Genomic DNA, 21752 nt, shown 5'->3' with positions numbered 1-21752 from the left:
AAGATGTTTATCCTCGTCTCGGTACTTATTATCGGCATCCTTATTGCCGTGCCCATATCATATTCGATCGCTATTTCAGGGACTCTTTATCTGCTTTTTGAATCAACGCTGCCGGTGTTGGTAATCGCTCAGCGCATGGTGGTAGGGGCGGATTCCTTCACACTGCTTGCGATTCCGCTCTTTTTGCTCGCCGGCGCGCTGATGGCGGAGGGAGATATCACACCACGCATCATGCGTTTCGCCTCCAGTATGGTCGGACACATCCGCGGCGGCATGGCGATGGTAATGGTCGTCTCTTGTATGTTCTTCGGCGCAATATCAGGCTCCGGCGTGGCGGACGTCGCAGCGATCGGCTCGATAATGCTGCCGGCCATGAAGGAACAGAAATACCGTCCCGCTTTCAGCGCTTCGCTGCTCGGCTGCGGCGGCGCACTGGCCACGATAATCCCCCCAAGTATCGTCATGGTCATCCTCGGCGTTACGATGGGAACTTCGATCGGAAAGCTCTTCATCGCCGGTTTCATTCCCGGTATCATGGCCGGTGGCTCATTGATGGCGATATCATATTATTTCGCCTCCAAGGAAAATTATCCCCGCCTGCCAAAGGCGGACGCGCGCGAAAAGTGGGAGGCCTTTAAAGGCGCCTTCCTGCCAATGGTCACACCGGCGATAATAATCGTCGGTATCCTGCAGGGGATATTCACCGCGACGGAAGCCGGCGGCGTAGCCGCCTTCTACGCGCTGATACTTTCAAAATATGTCTACCATAAGCTGTCATGGCGGCGATTTTTTGAGATATGCCTGGAGGTTGCAAAGACGAGCGCCGTTGTGCTCTTCATCATATCCGCAGCAAGCCTCTTCGGCTGGATACTTACCTCGCAGGACATCCCGCAAAAGATAGCGGCTGCCATTCTCAGCGTTTCAGACAATTACTGGATGGTGCTGATCTTCTTCAACCTCATGCTGCTGGTGCTGGGCACATTTATGGAGACAACGGCAATAATCCTCATCGTGATCCCCATTTTTATGCCGATCATGACGCAGATAGGTGTTGATCCGATACACCTCGGCGTGATGGTCTGCCTGAATATGGCAATTGGCGCCAACACGCCGCCGCTTGGAGTGGACCTTATGACGGCCTGCAAGGTTGCGGATATTGCTTACGAAGACTCCTTCCGCTATATATTCTTCTTCCTCGCCGCGATGACCATCGTGCTGATATTGATTATAGCTTTTCCCGCGCTGTCGACATGGCTGCCGAACATGGTGGTATCTTCCGGAGCATAACGGTAAACAACAGTAAGGATAACATTTCAAACGGGCCGGCATGAAACAATCCGGGCCGTTTTATATTTATTATTACAATAGATATATGCATTTCAGTCTCTATTAAAGTTATTTTTTCACTATTTAAAATTAACGCTCTCGCTATTGACATACCTCCCTGTCGGTATGTATAATTCTCTCGCTTGTCATCCATATAAACAGGAGGTGAAAGGATGCGAAGAACAAAGGCGGCGGCGCTTGAGACCAAGGCAAAGATTTTGGAGTCTGCGCTCGACATTTTCAGCGAAAAGAGTTTCTCAAACGCTTCCCTTACTGAGATTGCGGCGAACGTAGGGCTGACCAAGGGTGCGCTTTACTGGCATTTCAAAAACAAGAACGATCTGTTGCTGCAGCTTATGAAAGAGATATGCAAACATGGGGAAGACAAGGTGAAAAACCTCTTCAACACTCCCGATTCTGTAGGAAAACTGCGGAAATATTATAAGGATTCCCTGATCCTTCTGTTGAAAGACGACCGCAATAAAAAAATCCACAAGATCATGACGAAGAGGGACGAGTGGCCCGAAGATATCCAGCAAAGCGTACGGCAAATCATAAAGGAATCGATCGAGCGTGAAAGGCTCATGGTGGAAAAGTTCATCTCCAAGGGTCAGGAGGAGGGCCGGTTCCGGGAGAATATTTCGCCGACGGCGGTGGCGGTGTTAATCAGCTCCATCTTCCACGGGCTCTGCGTGATGCAGCTTTCGGGTATGCTGCCGGAAGAATTTCCGCAATATACCGATATATTATTCGACGCCTTTACGAAAGAATTAAGCGCAAAATAATAATAGAATCGCTATAATATAGCCCTGTCTTTCAGGTTGGCACTAATCGAAAGGATTTTTAAGAAAGAGAAGGTGCATATAGAAAATGCAAAACTCAGAAGAAAAGAGGAATATTGAGTTGAACAGCAAACAAAAATCAGGCTGGATCAAAATAGCGGTCATCATTGTAGTGATCGCGGCGGCCTTTTACGGCTATAAGGCATGGAACGGCGGAAAGGCGGCACAGCCGCAGGCAACACAGGCACAGTCTGCAGAACCGCTCGTCATCGTAAAGCCGGTAGAGAAGGCCGATGCCTCAACGCAGCCCTCCGAGTATGTGGGCCGCGTCGAAGCGATCCAGTCCGTTCAGGTAAAACCGCAGATTTCTGGTGAGATAGCGAAGGTATGTTTCAAAGAGGGTTCCATCGTGAAGGCGGGACAGCTGCTCTTCCAGATAGACCCCGCCCAGTACCAGGCCACCGTAGCGCTGCGTAAGGCGGAGTTGGAACAGGCCAACGCCAACCTTGACGCCGCAGAGAAGTATTACGCTCGCGTTCAGGCGGCGGAGACCCGCGCCGTTTCGGCAGCGGAGCGCGATACGGCTGAGAGCAACGTGCTGCAGGGACGCGCGGCCGTATCTCAGGCAAAGGCCAACCTTCGCCTCGCGGAGATAAATCTCGGCTATACGCGTATAACCTCCCCGATAACCGGTAAGATCGGCATCGCCAATCTTACCAAGGGCAACTATGTGACCCCCGCGAGCGGCGCGCTGGCCACAATCGTCCAGATGAACCCCGTGCGCGTCTCCTATTCGCTGCCGGACAGAGATTATCTCGACCAGCTCGAACTCTTTAAGAAAGAGGGCTCCGTATATAAAACAAAGCTGATACTCAGCAACGGTACCGAGCTCGACGTCCCCGGACAGCGCGACTTTGAGGACAACGCCGTGGATCAGATGACGGGAACGGTCATGATGCGTCTGCGCTTCACAAACGACGGCGGCATGCTCATCCCCGGAGAGATGGTGCGCGTATTTACTCAGCCGGTCAAGAGCCATATCGTCAACGTCATTCCTCAGACGGCCGTCATGGCGGATGAAGAGGGCGATTACGTGTACGTGGTGGAGGCCGACAACACAGCTCATATCGTCAGGGTCAAACTCGGACGTGAGATGGGTTCGCTGCGAGAGGTCACGAGCGGACTGAAAGACGGACAGAATGTGGTGGTCGCAGGACTGCAGAACATCCGCCCCGGCGTCAAGGTCAGAATAGACACCTCAGCGTCGGCCAATGTCTACGATTCCAACAGCGCGCTTGACGCTACCTCTGGAGCGGAAATCGTGACCTCGGGCGACAGCGGCGCTGCGAAAGAGGAAAATTAGCCAATGTTCGCGAAATTTTTTATAGACCGCCCGCGCTTCGCAATGGTCATCAGCATCCTGATGGCCCTTGCCGGCGTAATCGCAGCTTTCTCGCTACCGGTCGCGCAGTACCCCAACGTCACACCGCCTCAGATACAGGTATCAACGACTTACCGCGGCGCTGACGCCAGTACCCTCGCAAACACAGTCGGAGCTCCGCTTGAAGAGATGGTCAACGGCGTCGAAGGCATGATATACATGAACTCGACATCCAGCAATAACGGGCAATATAAGCTCACTATCACCTTCGCCACCGGCACCGACCCCGATATGGCGCTCGTCCGCGTACAGAACCGTGTCTCACAGGTTACGCCGCAGCTACCTTCGGAGGTCACGGCGGAGGGAATCACCGTGGAAACGTCCTTCTCCGATACACTCGGGTTCCTGGCGTTGCTGTCTCCGAACGGGACCTATGACGAGCTTGCACTGATGAATTACGCATACGGCAACATCAGAAACACGATGAAGCGCGTTCCCGGCATGGGAGACGTTCAAGTCTTCGGTTCAAAGTACAGCATCCGTATCTGGCTCGACCCGGCGCGCGTTGCCTCGCTTGGCCTGTCGATCAGTGACGTCGCGGCGGCAATCCAGAGCCAGAACAAGCAGGCTTCGATAGGTTCGATCGGCGCAACGCCGGGCAGCGATCTCGACAGCCCCATCGTCTATTCGCTGCAGACACGGGGACGCCTTTCCAGCATCAAAGAATTTGACAATATCATCGTCCGTACCACCGAACAGGGCGGCCTCGTCAAACTACGTGACATCGCGCGCATAGAGCTCGGCTCAGAGACATACAACACCCACGCGAGCGTCAACGGCGCGCCCGCGGCAATGATATCGCTCTCGCAGGCAGCCGGTTCAAATGCTCTTGACGTCATGTCCGCCGCAAAAAAAACGATGGAACAGCTTTCGCAGTCTATGCCGAAGGACATGAAGCTTCTTATAAACTACGACTCGACGACATACGTCAAGGCAACGATCAAAGAGATACTGACCACTCTTATTATCACATTCCTGCTCGTCGTGCTGGTCTGTTATCTATTTCTTCAGGACTGGCGCGTCACGTTAGTTCCTGTCGCGGCGATTCCGATCTCCCTGCTTGCGACCTTCGCGGGGCTGGCGGCGATGGGATATAGCATCAACATTCTTTCGCTGTTCGGACTGGTGCTCGTAATCGGAACGGTCGTCGACAACGCCATCGTCGTCGTCGAACGAGTAACGTTCATCATGGACAGGGACAAATGCTCTCCTGAAGCCGCCACCATCCTAGCGATGAAGGACGTCACGGCACCGATGACGGCGACGACGCTCGTATTCCTCGCCATCTTCGTACCGGTAGGATTCATGGGCGGCATCACGGGACAGATATACAAGCAGTTTGCCGTGACCATCTCCTTCTCTGTCGTATTTTCGCTCATCGTCGCGCTCACGCTTTCGCCGGCTATGTGCGCTCACATGCTGCGCGAGGTCAAGCCCGCCGAACGCGGGTTGCTGAAGTGGTTCAACACTACCCTCGCGAAGACCACGCGCGGATACGTCAGGGGAGCAACCTGGCTCGCGCGACGCATGATCGTCACGATCGTCCTGCTCGGAGCGGTAATAGGGGCCTGCTGGCTCGTCTCCGTGACGACACCCACCTCGTTCATCCCCGATGAAGACCAGGGCGTCATCTTCGCCGCCGTCCAGCTCCCAGAGGGAGCGACACTGCCACGCACACAGGCCGTCGTGCGCCCGATGGCGACCGAGATCGGCAAGATCAAGGGCGTCCGGGACGTCATGAACATCGAAGGCATCAATATCATGGGTGGCAACGGCGAAAACGTCGCCTCCATAATCCTTCCCCTTAACCCGTGGAACGAACGCAAGTCAAAAGAACTGCAGCTTACGTCGATAGTGGCGCAGGTCAGGCAGATCGCGGCGAAATACCCGCAGGCAAGCACCAACGTATTCACGCCTCCGGCGATCATGGGGCTGGGCATGGCCTCCGGGCTTGACATGAGGCTCCAGTCGACCATGGAAAATAACCCTGAACATCTCGCCAAGGTCATGAAAGCGCTGCTCGTGGAACTCAACCAAACCCCCGAGTTCCTCTATGCCTTCAGCTCATACACAGCGGACACTCCGCATCTTTATCTCGACATCGACCGTGAAAAGGCGGAACTGATGAACGTGCAGATTGGCACCATCTTCTCCACCCTGCAGACCTACTTTGGCTCCGCTTACATCAACGACATCAACATCGGCACACAGGTCAACCGCGTCATGGTCCAGTCGGAATGGAACTACAGAAACAACATGGACAGGATCGGCGGGATCTTCGTACGGAATACCAACGGCGAGCAGGTACCGCTGCAAAGCCTTATGACGCTCCGCAAAACTCTCGCGCCGCGCGCAATAGACCGCTACAACCTCTATCCGAGCGCCGGTATCACGATAGTCATGAAGCCAGGGTTCTCTTCGGGGCAGGGTATCGCAAAAGTAGCCGAACTAAGCAAAAAGATACTGCCCGAGGGCTACTCTTATGACTGGTCCGGCATGACCTATCAGGAACAAAATTCGAAGGGCGACATAATCATTGTGCTTGCCATCGCACTGATATTCGCCTATCTCTTCCTCGTCGCGCAGTATGAAAGCTGGTCGGTTCCAGTACCAGTCATCCTCTCGTTGCCGGTCGCCATGTTCGGAGCTTTGGGTGGACTATGGGTAATGGGACTCTCCATCTCCGTCTACGCGCAGCTCGGCATCCTCCTGCTCATCGGACTTGCCGCGAAGAACGCAATCCTCATCGTTGAATTCGCCAAAGAACAGCGCGAGGACCACGGCCTGCCATTGATACAGGCGGCGGCCACCGCGGCGAGCGAACGTTTCCGAGCCGTCCTCATGACGGCCTTCACCTGCGTCCTCGGCGTCCTTCCAATGCTCTTCGCCTCTGGAGCCGGCGCGGCAAGCCGCAAGGCAGTCGGCACAACGATGTTCTTCGGAATGAACGCCGCCACAATAATAGGTATCTTCTTCATTCCGGCCCTCTACGTCTTCTTCCAGGGAACGAGAGAGAGGGTCAAGGGACGCGTAAGCAACACTGTAAAAAGAGAAGGGAAATAAGGAGGCGCGTGATGATAAAAAAACTTACACTTTGCACGATATCCGCGCTGATAATGCTGACGGCCGGCACCGCCTTCGCGGCGAAGGCCGAGACGCAGCCCGCTTCCGCTGACCTGTCGGCTGTGGCTGCCTCGCGCGACATACAGGTCAAAAACGGCGAATGGACGATGCTGGCGCAGCTCTACCCAGTTCCCGCCGTCTCCGACGACATCTCTCAGGCGCTCACGCCGGAGCACCTCGCAAGCTGGTGGAACATCTTCAACGACCCGATGATGACGGAACTCATCCTCAAGTCGCTCGAAAGCAACCGCGACCTCGCGGCGGCGCGCGCCAGAGTGACCGAGGCACGCGCATCGCTCGGGATCAGCCAGGCGAATCTGCTGCCCTGGCTGGATTCCACGAACTTCTGGAACAACAGCCGCACACCTTTACCAGCAGGTACAGGCAGCGGCACGAATCTCTACAAGCTCGGCATCGACGCCTCATGGGAGATAGACGTCTTCGGCGGCCAGCGCGCAAGCGTCAGAGCGCAGAGAGCGACGCTCGAGGCCCAGTACGCGGCGCTGTACTCCACCTGGACGAGCTTAGCGTCAGAGGTGGCGATGAACTACATCTCGCTGCGCACCCTTCAGGAGCGCCTGGCGATCGCGCAGTATAACCTCGGTCTCCAGCAGGATACCGTTGATATCCAGCAGTCAAAGGTCGACTCCGGTCTATCAGACTCGCTCGCGCTGAAACAGGCGCAGTACACGATGGAACAGACGCGGGCCAGCATTCCCAGCATCGAATCCTCGATAGAGCAGACGATGAACGCGCTCGCGATACTCGTGGGCGAGGTTCCCGGAACGCTGGAAGAAAAGCTTGCGGCGAAGCAGCCGATACCCAAGCTCTCCGGTACGGAGTTCATCGGCATACCGGCGAACGCCGTCCGTCAGCGTCCTGACATCCGTCAGGCAGAACGGCAGCTTGTGGCTCAGCTTGCGCGCAAAAAATCGGCGCAGGCAGATCTCTGGCCCAAGTTCTACCTTACGGGATCGATCGGCACCGAGGCGGGCAACTGGGGCAGCCTCTTCTCCGGCCCCGCGAAGCTGTACAGCTTCCTGCCGCAGATAAGCTGGCCAATCTTCCATGCCGGCGCGATACGCAATAACATCAAGGTACAGGGAGCAAAGGCCGAACAGCTGCTTGCGGCCTACGAGCAGACGGTACTCTCCGCCGTCGGCGAGGTACGCGACTCGCTCTCCGCGAACGTCAAGGAATACGAGCGCAACGAGTCCCTCAAACGCGGCGTGGAGGCCGCTCAGACGGCACTTGACATCGCGAACGATAAATACGCCAACGGCCTCGTTGACTTCACCAACGTCATCAACGCCCAGCGCTCACTGACGGGCCTCTCGGAGGAATACGTCATCAGCCAGGGACAGATATCAACAAACGCCGTGGCGCTCTTCAAAGCGCTCGGCGGCGGCTGGCAGCCGATGGAAGAGGCCGAAAAGGCGCTCGCCGAAGCGGCAAAGCAGGCAAAAAAATAACGGCGGCAAAACAGCCGCAAGACGTCAAAAGAGGCCTTCTCTTATGAGAGGGCCTCTTTTATTCATTATCGCCGTATCAAGAATTTAGAGGTCGTATTCCTTCGGCGGATTGCCGGAAAAATCGGCGATCACCGCGTGCGCGTCCGCAAGATAAAAAACTTCAAATATGGGATTATCCGCGCTCTGATACAGCCCTTTGATGAGGGGATAGGCCATGCAGCCCTCCTTGACCTCCATATTGTTCACAAATACGGCCCTGCCAGCAATACGCAGCCACGCATAGTCAGGGCTGGAAACGCTAACCTCGACATAGGGATTGGCCGTCATCTCTTTATAGACCTCTTTGGTACTGTTGGTGCAGAACCAAAGCTTGCCCTCACGCTCGAAACAGAACATAAAGGGGCGGCACTTCCCTTTGCCGTCAAGGCCGACCGTCGCCAGATACTGCACAGGATTTTCACTCAAAAATTTAACAACTTCGTTCATTTTAATTTCCTCCCTCAATTTATTTTATTAAGCAATGGATTGCTCTCACTTATCAATAGACTTATAATAAAAACCTAAGGATATAATGTAAAGTAAGCACTATTTTGTGCTATAGTTACCATAATGATACTAATGGAGGAGACAACCATGCTGATAAAAGACCTGCCCCCCTGTCCCGTAGAGACGACCCTGACACTGATCGGAGATAAATGGAAGGTACTCATCCTGCGCGACCTGATGCCGGGGACCAAACGCTTCGGCGAGCTGAAAAAATCCATCGGCAGCGTCACGCAGAAGGTGCTCACGCAGCAGCTGCGCGCGATGGAAGAGAGCGGCCTGCTGACCCGCAAAGTCTACGCCGAGGTCCCGCCGCGCGTCGAATACACTCTCACCGAGACCGGCTACAGCCTGAAGCCGATCCTCGACGCCATGTGGGGCTGGGGAGAGCGTTATAAAGAGACGCTGGGAGAATGTTCGCCCAAACAGAGGGATGACGGAACGGTAATTTATCAAATCTCCGGGGAGAAACTTTCATGAAAGACGGCTTTATAAAGATCGCCGCGGTCTCGCCGGAGATGCGCGTTGCGGACTGCGTTTATAACGCGGAAAAGATCACCGAAGCGATGTCGCATGCGGCGAAAGATGGCGTGCACCTGCTCGTACTGCCGGAGCTTTGCATCACCGGCTATACCTGCGGCGACCTCTTTCTGCAGCGGACGCTGACGGATGGCGCGGAGGCGGCGCTCGCAAAGATACTCAGTGACACTAAAAAACTTCCCGTCGTTACGCTTATCGGGCTGCCGGCAGTACGTGAGGGGAAATTATACAACTGCGCCGCAGTCGTCTATAAGGGAACACTGCTCGGCGTCGTGCCCAAGAAAAACCTCCCAAACTACGGGGAGTTTTACGAAAAGAGGTGGTTCTGCTCCACGCCGGAGGAGAACGCCGGTATACGTCTTTGCGGCGGTGACACTCCCTTCGGGACAAAGCTGATTTTCCAATGCACGTCAATGGACGGTTTCCGCTTCGCCGCTGAGATCTGCGAGGACCTCTGGGTGCCGGAGCCGCCCTCCGTCTCCCACGCGCTTGCGGGAGCGCTCATCATCGCGAACCTCTCGGCGAGCGACGAGACCATCGGCAAAGCGGAGTACCGCCGCTCGCTTGCGGTGGGGCAGTCCTCACGGCTCGTCTGCGCCTACGTCTATGCCGACGCCGGCTGCGGCGAATCGACGACCGATATGGTATTCGGCGGCCATAACCTCATCACGGAAAACGGCCGCCTGCTCTCGGAGTGCGCGCCCTTTTCCACCGGCCGCTGCTCCGCCGTCGTTGATCTGCAGCTGCTCTCGCAGGAGCGCAGGCGGCTCACCACATATCCGGAAAGCCGTGCAGCGGGCTACGAGACCGTTACCTTTGAAATGGAGACCTCCGATACGGACATCGCCGAACGCAAGATCACGAAACAGCCATTCGTCCCCGAGGACGGAGCCGAACGCGGCAGGCGCGCGGAGATGATCCTCACGATGCAGGCGCACGGCCTGAAAAAGCGGCTGGAACATTCACACGCAAAACATGCCGTCATCGGGATATCGGGCGGTCTGGACTCCTGCCTGGCGCTGCTCGTCGCCGTCAGGGGGATGGATCTTGCCGGGCGCCCCAGAGGCGACGTCCTGGCTGTGACGATGCCCTGCTTCGGTACGACGGCGCGCACAAGAGGGAACGCCGCGCTGCTCTGCGAGTCGCTGGGAGTGGAATTCCGCTCCGTCGACATCACAGAGGCTGTGAGGCTTCACTTCCGCGATATCGGACAGGATGAAAACAACCACGACGTCACCTTTGAAAACGCCCAGGCGCGTGAGCGCACGCAGATACTGATGGACATCGCCAACAAACATGGCGGCCTCGTTGTGGGTACCGGCGACCTCTCGGAGCTGGCGCTCGGCTGGGCCACCTATAACGGTGATCAGATGTCGATGTACGGCGTCAACGCCTCCGTACCCAAAACCCTCGTACGCCACATCGTGCGTTATGCCGCGGACCGGACGGATAACAAACCGCTGCGCCGCGCGCTGCTTGATATCCTCGACACCCCCGTGAGCCCGGAGCTGCTGCCGGCGGAGGGTGGGAAGATCTCGCAAAAAACGGAGGACATTGTCGGCCCCTACGAGCTGCACGACTTTTTCCTCTACTATGCGGTCCGCTGCGGCTTCGCGCCGCGCAAGATCCGCCGCCTGGCGGGGGCAGCATTCTCCGGCATCTACGACGGCGAAACGATCGACAAATGGCTGAAAAACTTTTACCGCCGCTTCTTCGCGCAGCAGTTTAAGCGTTCCTGTATGCCCGACGGCCCGAAGATCGGCTCCGTAACGCTCTCCCCGCGCGGTGACTGGCGCATGCCCTCGGACGCGGCGGCGGCGCTGTGGCTGGCGGAGCTGGAATAAGGGAGGCCCATGTCTTGAAGATTACAATGCTGGGAACTGGCAACGCCCTCGTAACAGAATGCTACAACACCTGTTTTGTCCTCAGCGAGGGAGACCGTCATTTTTTAGTGGACGGCGGCGGCGGGAATACCGTCCTACGGCAGCTGAAAAGGACCGGGATCGACTGGAAGTCGATAAAGGATATTTTCGTAACGCATGGACACGTCGACCATCTGCTTGGCATCATCTGGATGGTGCGCATGATCTGCCAGTATATGAGACAGGGAGAATATGAGGGCGAGGCGAATATCTATGCCCATGAGGAGCTGATCTCGCTCCTCAACGAAACGGCGCATTCGCTGCTGCCGGAAAAGGATACCCGTTTCATCGGCCGCAGGCTGCACCTGATTCCCGTCGCCGACGGCGAGGAGCGGCAGGTAATCGGGCGGAAGACTGTATTTTTCGACATCCATTCCGCCAAGGCGAAGCAGTTTGGCTTTACCGTCAGCCTGGGGAACGGAGAAAGACTTACCTGCTGCGGCGACGAGCCTTACAGCGAATATGAGCGTTCCTACGCCGAAAAGAGCAAGTGGCTCCTGCACGAGGCCTTTTGCCTGCACGCGCAGGCTGACATATTCCATCCCTATGAAAAAAGCCATTCCACCGTAAAAGACGCCGCGATCACCGCCGAAAGGCTGGGGGTGAAAAATCTGCTCCTCTATCACACGGAAGACAAAAATATCGCGGACCGCAAATCGCTCTACCTGGCGGAGGGCCGCAAATATTTTAACGGAAATATCTTCGTGCCGGATGATCTGGAGACCATCGAGCTATAGCCGCGCGCAAAGCGGTCCTTCATAATTTACATCAAAAAGAGAACCGGAGCCCCAGGGATTTAAAGGGCTCCGGCTTTGTATTTTAAATCAGCGGTACCAATTATACGGCCCGTTAGACCGCCTTACTGCTTTTTCAGCACGCCGCCCTCGACTCCGCTTGTGGCGAAGGCGCGGTAGCGGTTCAGGAAGGGGCTGTCGACCTCCTGGACGTGGGGAACGAACTTCTTGCGGCGTTCTTCCAGCACCTCGTCAGACACGAGAAGGTCGAGACATTTTTCCGGAATGTTGATGGATATTTCGTCGCCCTCCTCGACAAGGCCGATAGGACCGCCGACCGCAGCCTCGGGCGAGACGTGGCCGATGGCCGCGCCGCGCGTCGCGCCGGAGAATCTGCCGTCGGTGATAAGCGCTACGGTGCCGCCCTTGCCCTGGCCCATGATCGCCGAGGTGGGGGCAAGCATCTCGCGCATGCCGGGACCGCCCTTCGGCCCCTCGTAGCGGATGACGACGACGTCGCCGTCGTTTATCTTGTTCGCCATGATCGCGGCGCTCGCATCTTCCTCACAGTCGAAGACGCGCGCCGGTCCTCTGTGGACAAGCATTTCCGGAGCCACCGCCGCCTGTTTGACGATTGCGCCGAGCGGCGCGAGGGTACCCTTCATGAAGGCAAGGCCGCCCTCTTTATGGTGCGGATTATCAATGGGACGAATAACTTCCGCGTCGACGACCTTGGCGCCGGCGACATTTTCCGCCGTTGTGGCGCCAGTAACGGTGATTGTCCCGCCGTTTATGAGGCCGACCTCAAGCAGCTGTTCCATCAAAGCCTGTACGCCGCCCGCGCGCCAGAGGTCCTCAATATGATGCGCGCCGCCGGGGCTCATCGAGCAAAGATGCGGCACCTTCGCGCCGACCTCGTTGAATATCTCCAGGGGCAGCTCAAGCCCAGCCGCCCAGGCGATCGCGGGCAGATGGAGCGAGGTGTTCGTCGAACCACCAAGCGCAAGGTCCACCGCGACGGCGTTTTTAAAGGCCTCTATCGTGAGGATGTCGCGCGGACGGATATTTTTTTCCACAAGGTTCATGACCGCGCGTCCGGCATCCTTAGCGAGGCGAATGCGCCCCGCGTGTACGGCGGGTATGGTGCCGTTCCCGGGCAGGCCGAGGCCGAGCACCTCCATCATGCAGTTCATCGTATTGGCGGTGAACATGCCGGAGCAGGAACCGCAGCCGGGGCAGGCGTTGTCCTCGATATCCTGAAGCGCCGCGTCGTCGATCTTTCCCGCGCCGCGCTGACCGACACCCTCAAAGACGCTGTTAAGGTCAAGGGTACGTCCGTTGTGCTGTCCGGCCATCATCGGGCCGCCGGAGATCACTATCGCGGGCAGATTGAGCTCCGCCGCCGCCATCGCCATTCCGGGGATGATCTTGTCGCAGTTCGGTACCAGCACGAGGCCGTCGAGCGCGTGGGCGCGCGTCATGACTTCAACCGAGTCCATGATCAGTTCGCGGCTCGGCAGCGAGAATTTCATTCCCTCATGATTCATCGCGATACCGTCGCAGACGCCGATAACGGGAAATTCTATCGGCAGGCCGCCGGCGGCGTAGATGCCGGCCTTGACGGCCTCCGTTATTGTGCGCAGATGCACATGGCCGGGAATGACGGCGTTATAGGCGTTCGCCACGCCGATCCACGGACGCTCTATCTCCCAGTCGGTGTAGCCGGCCGCCTTCAGCAATGAACGGTGGGGGCTACGAAGATATCCTTTTTTAGCTTTATCGCTGTTCAATTTATCGTTCACTTCCTATCCTGTTACCATGTTGTCTAGTGAGTTTCCGGGATATACCATCGGCACTACGAGAGCTCCCTGCGGTATCCTGATGTCGATCAGCGCGGGGCCGGGTGCGGCGAGCGCCTTTTCGAGCGTCGGACGCAGCTCTTCGGGACGCGAGGCGGCATATCCGGGAACGCCCATCGCCTCGGAGAGTTTGACAAAGTCCGGAGTGCGGTTATATATCGTGTTGGAGTAGCGGTGATCATAGAAGAACTGCTGCCACTGCCGCACATTGCCCAGACAGGCGTTGTTGAGCAGGATCACCTTCACGGGGATGTCGTAGCGCGCGCAGGTGTCGAGCTCCTGAATGTTCATCATGAGGCTGCCGTCGCCCGCGATACAGCAGACTGTCTGCCCCGGGCAGGCATAGGCGGCGCCCATAGCCGCGGGAAATCCGAAGCCCATGGTACCAAGGCCGCCGGAGCTGAGGAAACGGCGCGGAGCCTCGACACGGAGGTGCTGCGCGGCCCACATCTGGTTCTGGCCCACTTCGGTGGTGACGACGGCTTCGCCCTTCGTCAGTTCATGAAGCGTCTCCAGCACCTGCCAGGGCGCGATCTCGCCGCTGTACTCATGGCGGGGCATCGGCTCCTTCGTACGTATCTCCGCCAGGGTCTTGTTCCATTCGCTGTGATCGGCGATCTTTTTCTTCATCGCCTCGGAGAGGGCCTCGATAACGCGGGAGGCATCTCCGACAAGCCAGACATCGGTCTCTATCGCCTTGTCAATCTCCGCCGCGTCCAGATCGATATGGATGATCTTCGCGTCGGCGGCGAAGCGCTGGCGGTTTCCCGTCGTACGATCGCTGAAGCGCGAACCGATGGCGATGATGACATCAGCCCCCATCAGCGCGCGGTTCGCTACAGGATGGCCGTGCATACCGGCCATGCCGAGCGAAAGGCCGCTGGGATGAGACTCGGGGAAGGCTCCCTTGCCAAGCAGCGTTGTAGTGACCGGTATTTCGTATTTGAGCGCGAAGTCGGTAAGCAGCTCGGAGGCTCCTGAGCGGATGACGCCGCCGCCCGCGAAGATCACGGGGCGCTCGGCGTGTTCGATCAGCGAGACCGCCGCTTCAAGCTGCCTGACATCGTACAGGTTTTCAGGATGATAGCCCAGAAAGTCGAGCTGCGTCGAATATTTATAATCTCCCATGCCCTTCTGGACGTCGGCCGGCACGTCTACAAGGACCGGTCCCGGACGCCCCGTGGAGGCAATGTAAAAGGCCTTGTGGATCGTCGACTGTACCTGGTCCGGCGTGCGAACCTGAAAGCTGTGTTTAACGAGCGGCAGGCTCGCGCCGACGATATCCGCCTCCTGAAAGGCGTCGGTGCCGATCACCGTCGTCGCCACCTGTCCCGTGATTGCCACCATCGGCACCGAGTCAAGGTTCGCCGTGGCAATCCCCGTTACAAGATTTGTGGCGCCGGGGCCCGAGGTTGCGATGCAGACCCCCGGCTTGCCGCTCGTGCGCGCGTAACCGTCCGCCGCGTGAGAGGCCGCCTGTTCGTGGCGCATCAGTATGTGGTTTAATTTTGAATCATAAAGAGCGTCATAAAGATGGATGACCGTACCGCCGGGCAGTCCGAAGACGGTGCTGACTCCCTCGTCCTCCAGCGCCTTGACGACCATCTGAGCCCCGTTCATTTTCGCCATGTGGATTGCTCCTTTTTGCTTTTGTTTTATTTTTCCGTTACGTATGTTAACGGGAATTTTAGGATTAGATGGCCCAGCTCCTAAGTGACTTGGCTCTGCGCACCCGGAGCCGCACTATGGTGCGGTGAGGACGGCGCAGGGGCAAGTCACGACGGAGATGGGCTATATAATCCTAAAATTTGGGAACTTCTTTTTGTTCCATCCAGGGCATCATCTTGCGCAGCTCTTTGCCCACAGCTTCGCAGGGAGCCTCCTGTGCCGCCTTCGCCCACTTCTTCATGCGGGGACGTCCGGTCTGGTTCTCAAGTATCCAGTCGCGCGCGAAGGTGCCGTCCTGTATCTCGGTAAGCAGCTGCTTCATCGCCTTACGCGACTCTTCGCCGATTACGCGCGGACCCGCCGTCATATCGCCGTACTTCGCGGTGTCGCTGATGCTGTAGCGCATCCAGCTCATACCGCCCTCGAAGATCATATCTACGATAAGCTTCATCTCGTTGATGCACTCGAAGTAGGCCATCTCGGGCTGATAACCAGCTTCCACCAGCGTCTTGAAGCCCTGCTGCATCAGCTCCGTCACGCCGCCGCAGAGGACCGCCTGTTCGCCAAAGAGGTCGGTTTCAGTCTCTTCACGGAAGGTCGTCTCAATGATGCCCGCGCGGCCGCCGCCGATTGCCGAGGCATATGCGAGCGCGAATTCCTTCGCCTTGCCGCTGGCGTCCTGGTAGATGGCGATGAGACAGGGAACGCCCTTGCCCTCTTTATACATGGCGCGCACCATATGGCCGGGCCCCTTCGGAGCTACCATAAATACGTCGTGCGACGCGGGCGGCACGATCTGTCCAAAATGCACCGCGAAGCCGTGCGCGAAGAGAAGTTTCGCCTCGGGCTTCATGTTCGGCAGAACCTGGTTCTTGAAGATGTCGGCCTGCATATGGTCGGGCATGAGGAACATGATGAGGTCGGCAAGCTTCGCCGCCTCCTGCACTGTGTAAACTTCAAAACCGTCGGCCTCGGCCTTCGCCTTCGACTTGCTTCCCTCGTGCAGGGCGATGATTACCTTGGCGCCGCTGTCGCGCAGATTCTGCGCGTGCGCGTGCCCCTGACTGCCGTAGCCGATCACCGCTACCGTCTTGCCGTTCAGAAATGCGAGGTCCGCGTCGCGGTCATAATAAACCTTTGCCATAATAGAGAACACTCCTTAGATAGAATTTTATGTATATCGCTATAAGCTGGCCGGCAAAGCCGGCGGACTTAGTAGTTTCCTGAAAAACGATTTCTTTAACGCGTCGGTCAGTTCTCGAATCCGGTGCGCGCGAGCGCCACCTGTCCGGAACCGGCCGTCTCCAGAATACCGTAGGGCTTGAGCGCCGCCATACAGGCCTCCACCTTACCCCTGTCTCCCGTCACCTCAAGCGTGATAGCGTCGGAGCCGAGGTCCACCACGCGGCAGCGAAATATCTCCGCCGTCTGAAGGATGTGCGGCCTGCGCTCAACCGGGGCCATGACCTTGACGAGCGAGAGCCAGCGCTCCACAAAAGGGCCATCCTTGGTAAGATTCTGCACCTCAATGACCTCGATCAGCTTCATAAGCTGTTTACGTATCTGGTCATAGACCCCCTCTTCACCCTCAATGATTACCGTGAAGCGCGAAAGACCTGGGACGTCGGTGCGTCCTACGCTGAGGCTCTCGATGTTGTATCCACGGCGATAGATGAGACTCGCTATGCGCATGAGCACGCCCGGACTGTCTTCGGAAACAATGCTGAAAGTACTCTTCAATCTTAAAACGTCCCTTCTCAAAAAGCTTTTTATAGATAAATCCCTGCGGCGCAAAACATATGACCGATACTGCCCCGCGCCCCACAGCTCTGCGCAACAAAAAAGACCGGAACCCCAGCGGGTCCCGGTCCGATAGTAACGCGGTTATTAGGCACCGGCCACTTCGGGGGACCCGCTGCTAATAATGCGTACTACGACGACTATGTTTGCCACGTTGGATGTCAAATTATCTCTTCGCATTGCCGCCCGTCCCTTCGATGCCGGATTGAAAAGGAGATTAGCCCTTTTCGCATATTACGGGACATAATAAAAGCTCTAAGGTGAAATGTCAACTATTACTTTTCCACGATGATTTTAATTTTCACACGGTCTTTTTTATATGGACTTAATTAAATAACGGCATAAAAGAGATCATAAAACAGAATAAAAGGTGTTCCCCCGCTTTTATAAGCATAATGCCTTTTTCTGCTTTTAGAAACTGTCACCTATTCGGAGCAATGTCTCTTTGAGTACCTTCGCGCCGCGTATGAGATCGGAATTGCTCGTAAATTCGCCTTTTAAGTGGCTTATACCGTTATGGCTCGGGACAAAGATCATCCCCATCGGTATGACATGGGCCAGCGGAGAGGAATCATGGGACGCGCTGCTCGGCATCACCGCAACGGAATATCCGGCCTTGGCGGCGCTCTCTTTTATTGTCTTCACGAGCCTCTCGTCAAGGAGCACCGCCAGCTTCGTGCCAAGTTTTTCTATTGATACGGAGCATGGAGCGAATATCTCCGCCATCGCCGAAAACTCCGAGCAGGCGCGTTCGACGGCCATGTCGTCGATCGAACGCAGTTCAAGTACGAAGCGCGCCTCTTCCGGCACGACGCTGACGTGGCCGGAGGAGAGCTCCAAGACGCCGATATTGCAGACAAGCTCTTTTTGCCAGTCCATCCAGCCGAACCAGTTATGGATCAGTTCCGCCGCCACACGCATGGCGTCTTTTCTCTCATCCATCGGCGTGGTGCCCGCATGGTTGGCCACGCCCTTGACGCTGACCGCCAGCCGCGTGATGCCAACTATACCCGAGGGCACGCCGATCTCGATTCCCCGGCGTTCGAGGAAGGGGCCCTGTTCAATGTGCAGATCGATAAAGGCCAAGTATTTGTCCAGCTCTCCCTTGCTTTCCGCGATCGCTTTTTCGCCGACGCCGAATTGCACGAGCTGTTTGCACCGGTAACCTGCCAGCAGCGGTCCCGCGAAGGCGCGGCTGCCGAAGGTACCGCCGAGCGGTTCTCCCTCTTCGCCGATGAAGACGACGACTTCAAGGCTGTGTTTAGGGAGCTCACCGCTCTCTTTTACCGTCCACAGAACTTCGAGCGCCGCGATTATGCCAAGCGGACCGTAGTAGATACCGCCGTTATCCACGGAGTCAAGATGCGAGCCGGTGAGGATCGTCTTTTTGCTTTTTCCCTCAAAACGCCCGAAGAGGTTTCCCTACCCGCCAACCCGTGTCTTTAGCCCGGCTTCTTCCATTTTGCCGTTGAGCCACGCGCGCGCTTCGAGGTAGGACGTACTGTAGGCAAGGCGCTGGAGGCCGTGTTCCACCCTCCAGCCGATTTTTCCCTGCGCGAAGAGGTCGTCAAGAAAACGGCTCTCGTTAATGGCGGGAGCCATTATGCTTTTCCCTTCAGCAGGCATTTGCCGTAGCCATGTTCGCCCGTTACCTGGCCGTCCCCATACACGACTTCGCCGCGCAGGATGACTTTGTCGATCACGCCGTTGAGTTTCCAGCCGTCGAAAACTTTGGCGATGTCTTTGGCCATCGTCCGCATTTTTTCTTTTTCCACCGTGTAGGGGGCGTAGTCGCTTCCCACTGTATCTATCGTGCCGTCCTCTATATAGTCCCACATTTTTTCGACGTGCGCCTTGTCACGCAGCACGGGATTGCACTTCGCGTAGGCTCCGTATTCGTTGAGGGCCTCTTCAGTAAGGTAAAGGTACTGCGGGCAGGTCTCGATCCAGATCTTCATGCCTTTGGCGCGCGTGGCTTTGGTGGCCTCAACCACCTCCGGCGTCGATATATGGACAAGATAGAGGGGACAGTCTATCGTCTCGGTGAGACGGATGAGGCGGTCCACCGCCAGCGCTTCGGCGACAGCGGGACGCGAGGCGGCGTGGTCGATGGGGGTAACGCGGCCTATCTCCTCTATATGCTTGCCGCCCGCGGCGGAGGCCGTGCCCGTCACAAAGGTCTCGCGATACGCCCGCCGAGAAGCAGCGTCAGCCCTCCAGCGTCGATCACCCGGCCGCGGGAAATTCCTCCGCCGACCCCAGCACAGTTATCCTGCCGTCTCCCGCCAGCACCTAGCCTTTAAAATAATCATCCTCCGTGAGGATCTGCACGTTTTTGACCAACAATCTTTCCATAATAAAATCGTCTCCGGCTTTGACGGCCGGACTCGACTTTACCGAGGCGTCGTCAGATTTTTAGTTTCTTCGATCAATACGGATAGCCACATGTCTCTGTCTCTCTCATAGTCGAACCTCGTCCCAGCGACCGTCAGCGCCATGATCAGGTCCGTCCCGCACATGTCGATGTGAACGGATATCGCGGCAACGCCGGGGTCCATCTCTTCGACCGATTCGCAATATCCCTTTTCCCTTATCTGTTTCAGGTCTTCCCTCAGCAGCTCCGGGTCCGTCACCGTAAATGGCGTGAACGCCTCCAGCTTCTGAGAGAGCACCTTTTTCACAAGCGCCTCCGGAGCGTACGCCAGAAGCATCCTAGCGCTGGCCCCGGCATGAAAGAGCTGTTCCTCGCCGATTATCGAGGTAATCCTTACGACGCGGTTCGATTCTATCTTGTGCAGACAGACCACCCGTTCGTGGTCGATAATATTGATGAAGGCGGATTGCCCGCACCGTTTGACCACATTCCGCAGCACTGGATCGATCTTTTTCACCATGTCTAGATTCACACGCCATTCGTTGGCCAGCGAGAGGAATTTCAATCCGATATAATAATTTTTGTCCTCTTCGTCCTGATAGGCCCAGCCGATAGCGGTCAGCTCCTGCAATATGCGGTGAACCGTGCTCTTCGGTACCCCGGTAAGCTCCTCTATCTTTCTTACGCTGTGCGCCTCTTCCAAATTTTCAAGCGCTTCCAAGATCGTCAATATCGTATCTATGGAATCAAAAAATTTTCGCATCGGTCATCCTCCCCGCCTGGCCGCTCTCCGCAACAGACGTGGAGAATCACCGGACAGCTTTTATTTGTGCTCACAGCCGCAAGGCGACAGGTCGTCCTATATCCAGACGCCGTCTCAGGATCGTCAAGAACCTCGCCGTCGGCCACGCTCATTACAGCTTTAAATATTTTATCATACCCCGTGCCGCGGCAGAGGTTCCCTGAGAAGGCCTTCTCCGTTCGTCCATAGTCGGGTGTGGATTGCGGTCGAGCAGCGTCTTCGAGGAGAGAAGCATACCAGGCGTACAGTAGCCGCACTGTATCGCGCCGTAGGCGACGAACGCCTTCTGGAGCAGATGGATGCCCTGCGAAGCAAAAAGATTTGATTATTTCTACCTAGCCCTGCCAAGGTATGATCTTATCCATCATATTTAAGAATTCCTCGCGCTTTGATATACGTTTCCTGCTTTGATATTCAAAATCGCAAAAGCCGTCTGCCTTGTCATAAGTCCACGCCTCTTACATGCATTATTTGGTGACTTGCCAATATTTTAGCCTTTTTATTGGTGCTCCGCACCTTTTAATCAGCGGTTCCCTAGGATATAATTAACAACAAACACAGTAAACTTCTAAGGTTTAAGGAGATAGGTAATGAGCGCGGCAACGATTTCAAATATAAAATGTATGGCTAAAGTCTTCGAACTTTTTTTCCGATACAGACTAGAGCTTTCGCTTTCAGAAACTGTTGTGCAGTGCGAAGCGTCTGAGGCTCAAATTAAACCTATACTGGAAAAACTTACAAAACGAGAGTGGCTGTTATTTTCAAAAACAAAAAAAACATACCGCTACGGCATGAAATTGCTACCATTTACAAGAGAAGAAATACTAAAAGCAGAACTCGTACGACAGTTCACCCCGATTATGAAACAACTTTCCATTGCCTGCAATCAGAGCACAATGCTTCATTTTCTTGAGGGTATAAAATCTGTATGTATACAAAAAATAGACTCTAAAAATTCGATACACATTGCAACCAGGATAGGCGGAGAATCTCCGTTGCATGCCGGAAGCAGCTCAAGGGTCCTTCTTGCCTATGCGCCAGAAGCTGTACGTGTCAGCGTCATGTCGTCTCCTTTAAAAAGATATACTCCATTCACCATCACATCTCCTGAAGAACTTAGCAAATCCTTATTCGAGATACGCAGAACCAGGTGCTGCTCCAGCATTGAAGAAATAAATCCTGGGGCCGGTTCTGTATCATGCGCAATTTTGGATGAAGGTAACAACTTACTTGCCGCACTCTCGATCATCGGCACACGTTTTGCCTGTGAGACGGAGGGGGCTCTCTGGAAGGCGCTTCTTCTTGAGGCCGTCAAAAAAGTCAAACTGGCATAGACAAAACAGAACGTTGTAACCTCAACCTGTTT

The 21752-nt window shown here is 56.0% G+C and carries 18 protein-coding genes and 1 pseudogene; 9 read left to right on the top strand and 10 right to left on the bottom strand.

Features of this window, described 5'->3' with window-relative positions; translation table 11 throughout:
- Window positions 1-3 precede the first annotated feature (3 nt).
- The 5 genes from BED41_RS01105 (at window position 4) to BED41_RS01085 (ending at window position 8144) form a co-directional block, all read left to right on the top strand.
- Window positions 4-1287 (top strand): TRAP transporter large permease, encoded by a 1284-nt coding sequence (locus tag BED41_RS01105; RefSeq protein ID WP_066741990.1) that lies wholly within the window; start codon window positions 4-6, stop codon window positions 1285-1287.
- Window positions 1288-1499: 212 nt separating this feature from the next.
- Window positions 1500-2111 (top strand): TetR/AcrR family transcriptional regulator, encoded by a 612-nt coding sequence (locus tag BED41_RS01100; RefSeq protein ID WP_066741988.1) that lies wholly within the window; start codon window positions 1500-1502, stop codon window positions 2109-2111.
- A 118-nt stretch (window positions 2112-2229) separates the two neighbouring features.
- Window positions 2230-3471: an efflux RND transporter periplasmic adaptor subunit gene (locus BED41_RS01095; RefSeq protein WP_229712359.1), complete on the top strand. Its 1242-nt coding sequence runs from the start codon at window positions 2230-2232 to the stop codon at window positions 3469-3471.
- A 3-nt stretch (window positions 3472-3474) separates the two neighbouring features.
- Window positions 3475-6612, top strand: a complete 3138-nt coding sequence (locus BED41_RS01090) for an efflux RND transporter permease subunit (protein WP_066741984.1) — start codon at window positions 3475-3477, stop codon at window positions 6610-6612.
- 11 nt (window positions 6613-6623) lie between these two features.
- Window positions 6624-8144: an efflux transporter outer membrane subunit gene (locus tag BED41_RS01085; protein ID WP_066741982.1), complete on the top strand. Its 1521-nt coding sequence runs from the start codon at window positions 6624-6626 to the stop codon at window positions 8142-8144.
- Window positions 8145-8228: 84 nt separating this feature from the next.
- Here BED41_RS01085 and BED41_RS01080 read toward each other — a convergent pair whose 3' ends face one another.
- A complete protein-coding gene (locus BED41_RS01080) occupies window positions 8229-8630 on the bottom strand; it encodes a pyridoxamine 5'-phosphate oxidase family protein (RefSeq protein ID WP_066741979.1) in 402 nt (133 codons plus the stop codon).
- 147 nt (window positions 8631-8777) lie between these two features.
- Between BED41_RS01080 and BED41_RS01075 the strand changes: the two genes are divergently transcribed.
- From BED41_RS01075 to BED41_RS01065, 3 genes are read left to right on the top strand one after another with little or no spacing between them, the layout of a single operon-like run.
- Entirely contained in the window at window positions 8778-9167 is a 390-nt protein-coding gene (locus tag BED41_RS01075; RefSeq protein ID WP_157102389.1) for a winged helix-turn-helix transcriptional regulator, read from the top strand.
- Complete coding sequence (locus tag BED41_RS01070) at window positions 9164-11071, top strand: NAD(+) synthase (RefSeq protein WP_066741976.1); 1908 nt, start codon at window positions 9164-9166, stop codon at window positions 11069-11071. The genes BED41_RS01075 and BED41_RS01070 overlap by 4 nt, the downstream gene beginning before the upstream one ends.
- A 14-nt stretch (window positions 11072-11085) precedes the next feature.
- Complete coding sequence (locus BED41_RS01065) at window positions 11086-11886, top strand: MBL fold metallo-hydrolase (protein ID WP_066741973.1); 801 nt, start codon at window positions 11086-11088, stop codon at window positions 11884-11886.
- Between the two features lie 122 nt (window positions 11887-12008).
- On the opposite strand, the gene ilvD is transcribed toward BED41_RS01065, so the two are convergent.
- The 9 genes and pseudogenes from ilvD to BED41_RS16695 form a co-directional block, all read right to left on the bottom strand.
- Complete coding sequence (gene ilvD / locus BED41_RS01060) at window positions 12009-13685, bottom strand: dihydroxy-acid dehydratase (RefSeq protein ID WP_084002166.1); 1677 nt, start codon at window positions 13683-13685, stop codon at window positions 12009-12011.
- 3 nt (window positions 13686-13688) lie between these two features.
- Window positions 13689-15371: a biosynthetic-type acetolactate synthase large subunit gene (gene ilvB, locus BED41_RS01055; protein ID WP_066741970.1), complete on the bottom strand. Its 1683-nt coding sequence runs from the start codon at window positions 15369-15371 to the stop codon at window positions 13689-13691.
- Window positions 15372-15543: 172 nt separating this feature from the next.
- A complete protein-coding gene (gene ilvC / locus BED41_RS01050; protein ID WP_066741967.1) occupies window positions 15544-16554 on the bottom strand; it encodes a ketol-acid reductoisomerase in 1011 nt (336 codons plus the stop codon).
- Between the two features lie 107 nt (window positions 16555-16661).
- The gene (gene ilvN, locus BED41_RS01045; protein ID WP_066741965.1) at window positions 16662-17150 is read right to left on the bottom strand and encodes an acetolactate synthase small subunit; all 489 of its coding nucleotides are present in this window, start codon (window positions 17148-17150) and stop codon (window positions 16662-16664) included.
- Window positions 17151-17621: 471 nt separating this feature from the next.
- Window positions 17622-18620: pseudogene (locus tag BED41_RS01040) on the bottom strand (hydantoinase/carbamoylase family amidase); the annotation flags it as partial.
- Window positions 18621-18632: 12 nt separating this feature from the next.
- Window positions 18633-18812 carry a hypothetical protein gene (locus BED41_RS01035; RefSeq protein WP_066741961.1) on the bottom strand — a complete coding sequence of 60 codons (180 nt, stop codon included), beginning with the start codon at window positions 18810-18812 and terminating at the stop codon, window positions 18633-18635.
- Window positions 18812-19384 carry an amidohydrolase family protein gene (locus tag BED41_RS01030; protein ID WP_066741959.1) on the bottom strand — a complete coding sequence of 191 codons (573 nt, stop codon included), beginning with the start codon at window positions 19382-19384 and terminating at the stop codon, window positions 18812-18814. The genes BED41_RS01035 and BED41_RS01030 overlap by 1 nt, the downstream gene beginning before the upstream one ends.
- Before the next feature lie 219 nt (window positions 19385-19603).
- Window positions 19604-20347, bottom strand: a complete 744-nt coding sequence (locus BED41_RS01025) for an IclR family transcriptional regulator (RefSeq protein ID WP_066741956.1) — start codon at window positions 20345-20347, stop codon at window positions 19604-19606.
- Window positions 20348-20498: 151 nt separating this feature from the next.
- Window positions 20499-20648, bottom strand: coding sequence for a 2Fe-2S iron-sulfur cluster-binding protein (locus tag BED41_RS16695; RefSeq protein ID WP_229712454.1), 150 nt, complete (start codon window positions 20646-20648; stop codon window positions 20499-20501).
- 328 nt (window positions 20649-20976) lie between these two features.
- On the opposite strand from BED41_RS16695, the gene BED41_RS01020 reads away from it, so the two are divergent.
- On the top strand, window positions 20977-21720 hold the full coding sequence (locus tag BED41_RS01020; RefSeq protein WP_066741953.1) for an IclR family transcriptional regulator: 744 nt from the start codon (window positions 20977-20979) through the stop codon (window positions 21718-21720).
- The last annotated feature ends 32 nt before the right edge of the window (window positions 21721-21752 follow it).

Origin of the sequence: Cloacibacillus porcorum, from assembly GCF_001701045.1 — a bacterium.
GTDB classification, from domain to species: Bacteria; Synergistota; Synergistia; order Synergistales; family Synergistaceae; genus Cloacibacillus; species Cloacibacillus porcorum.
Note: the sequence above shows the minus strand (reverse complement) of the source record. Positions and strands in the feature narration are given on the sequence as shown.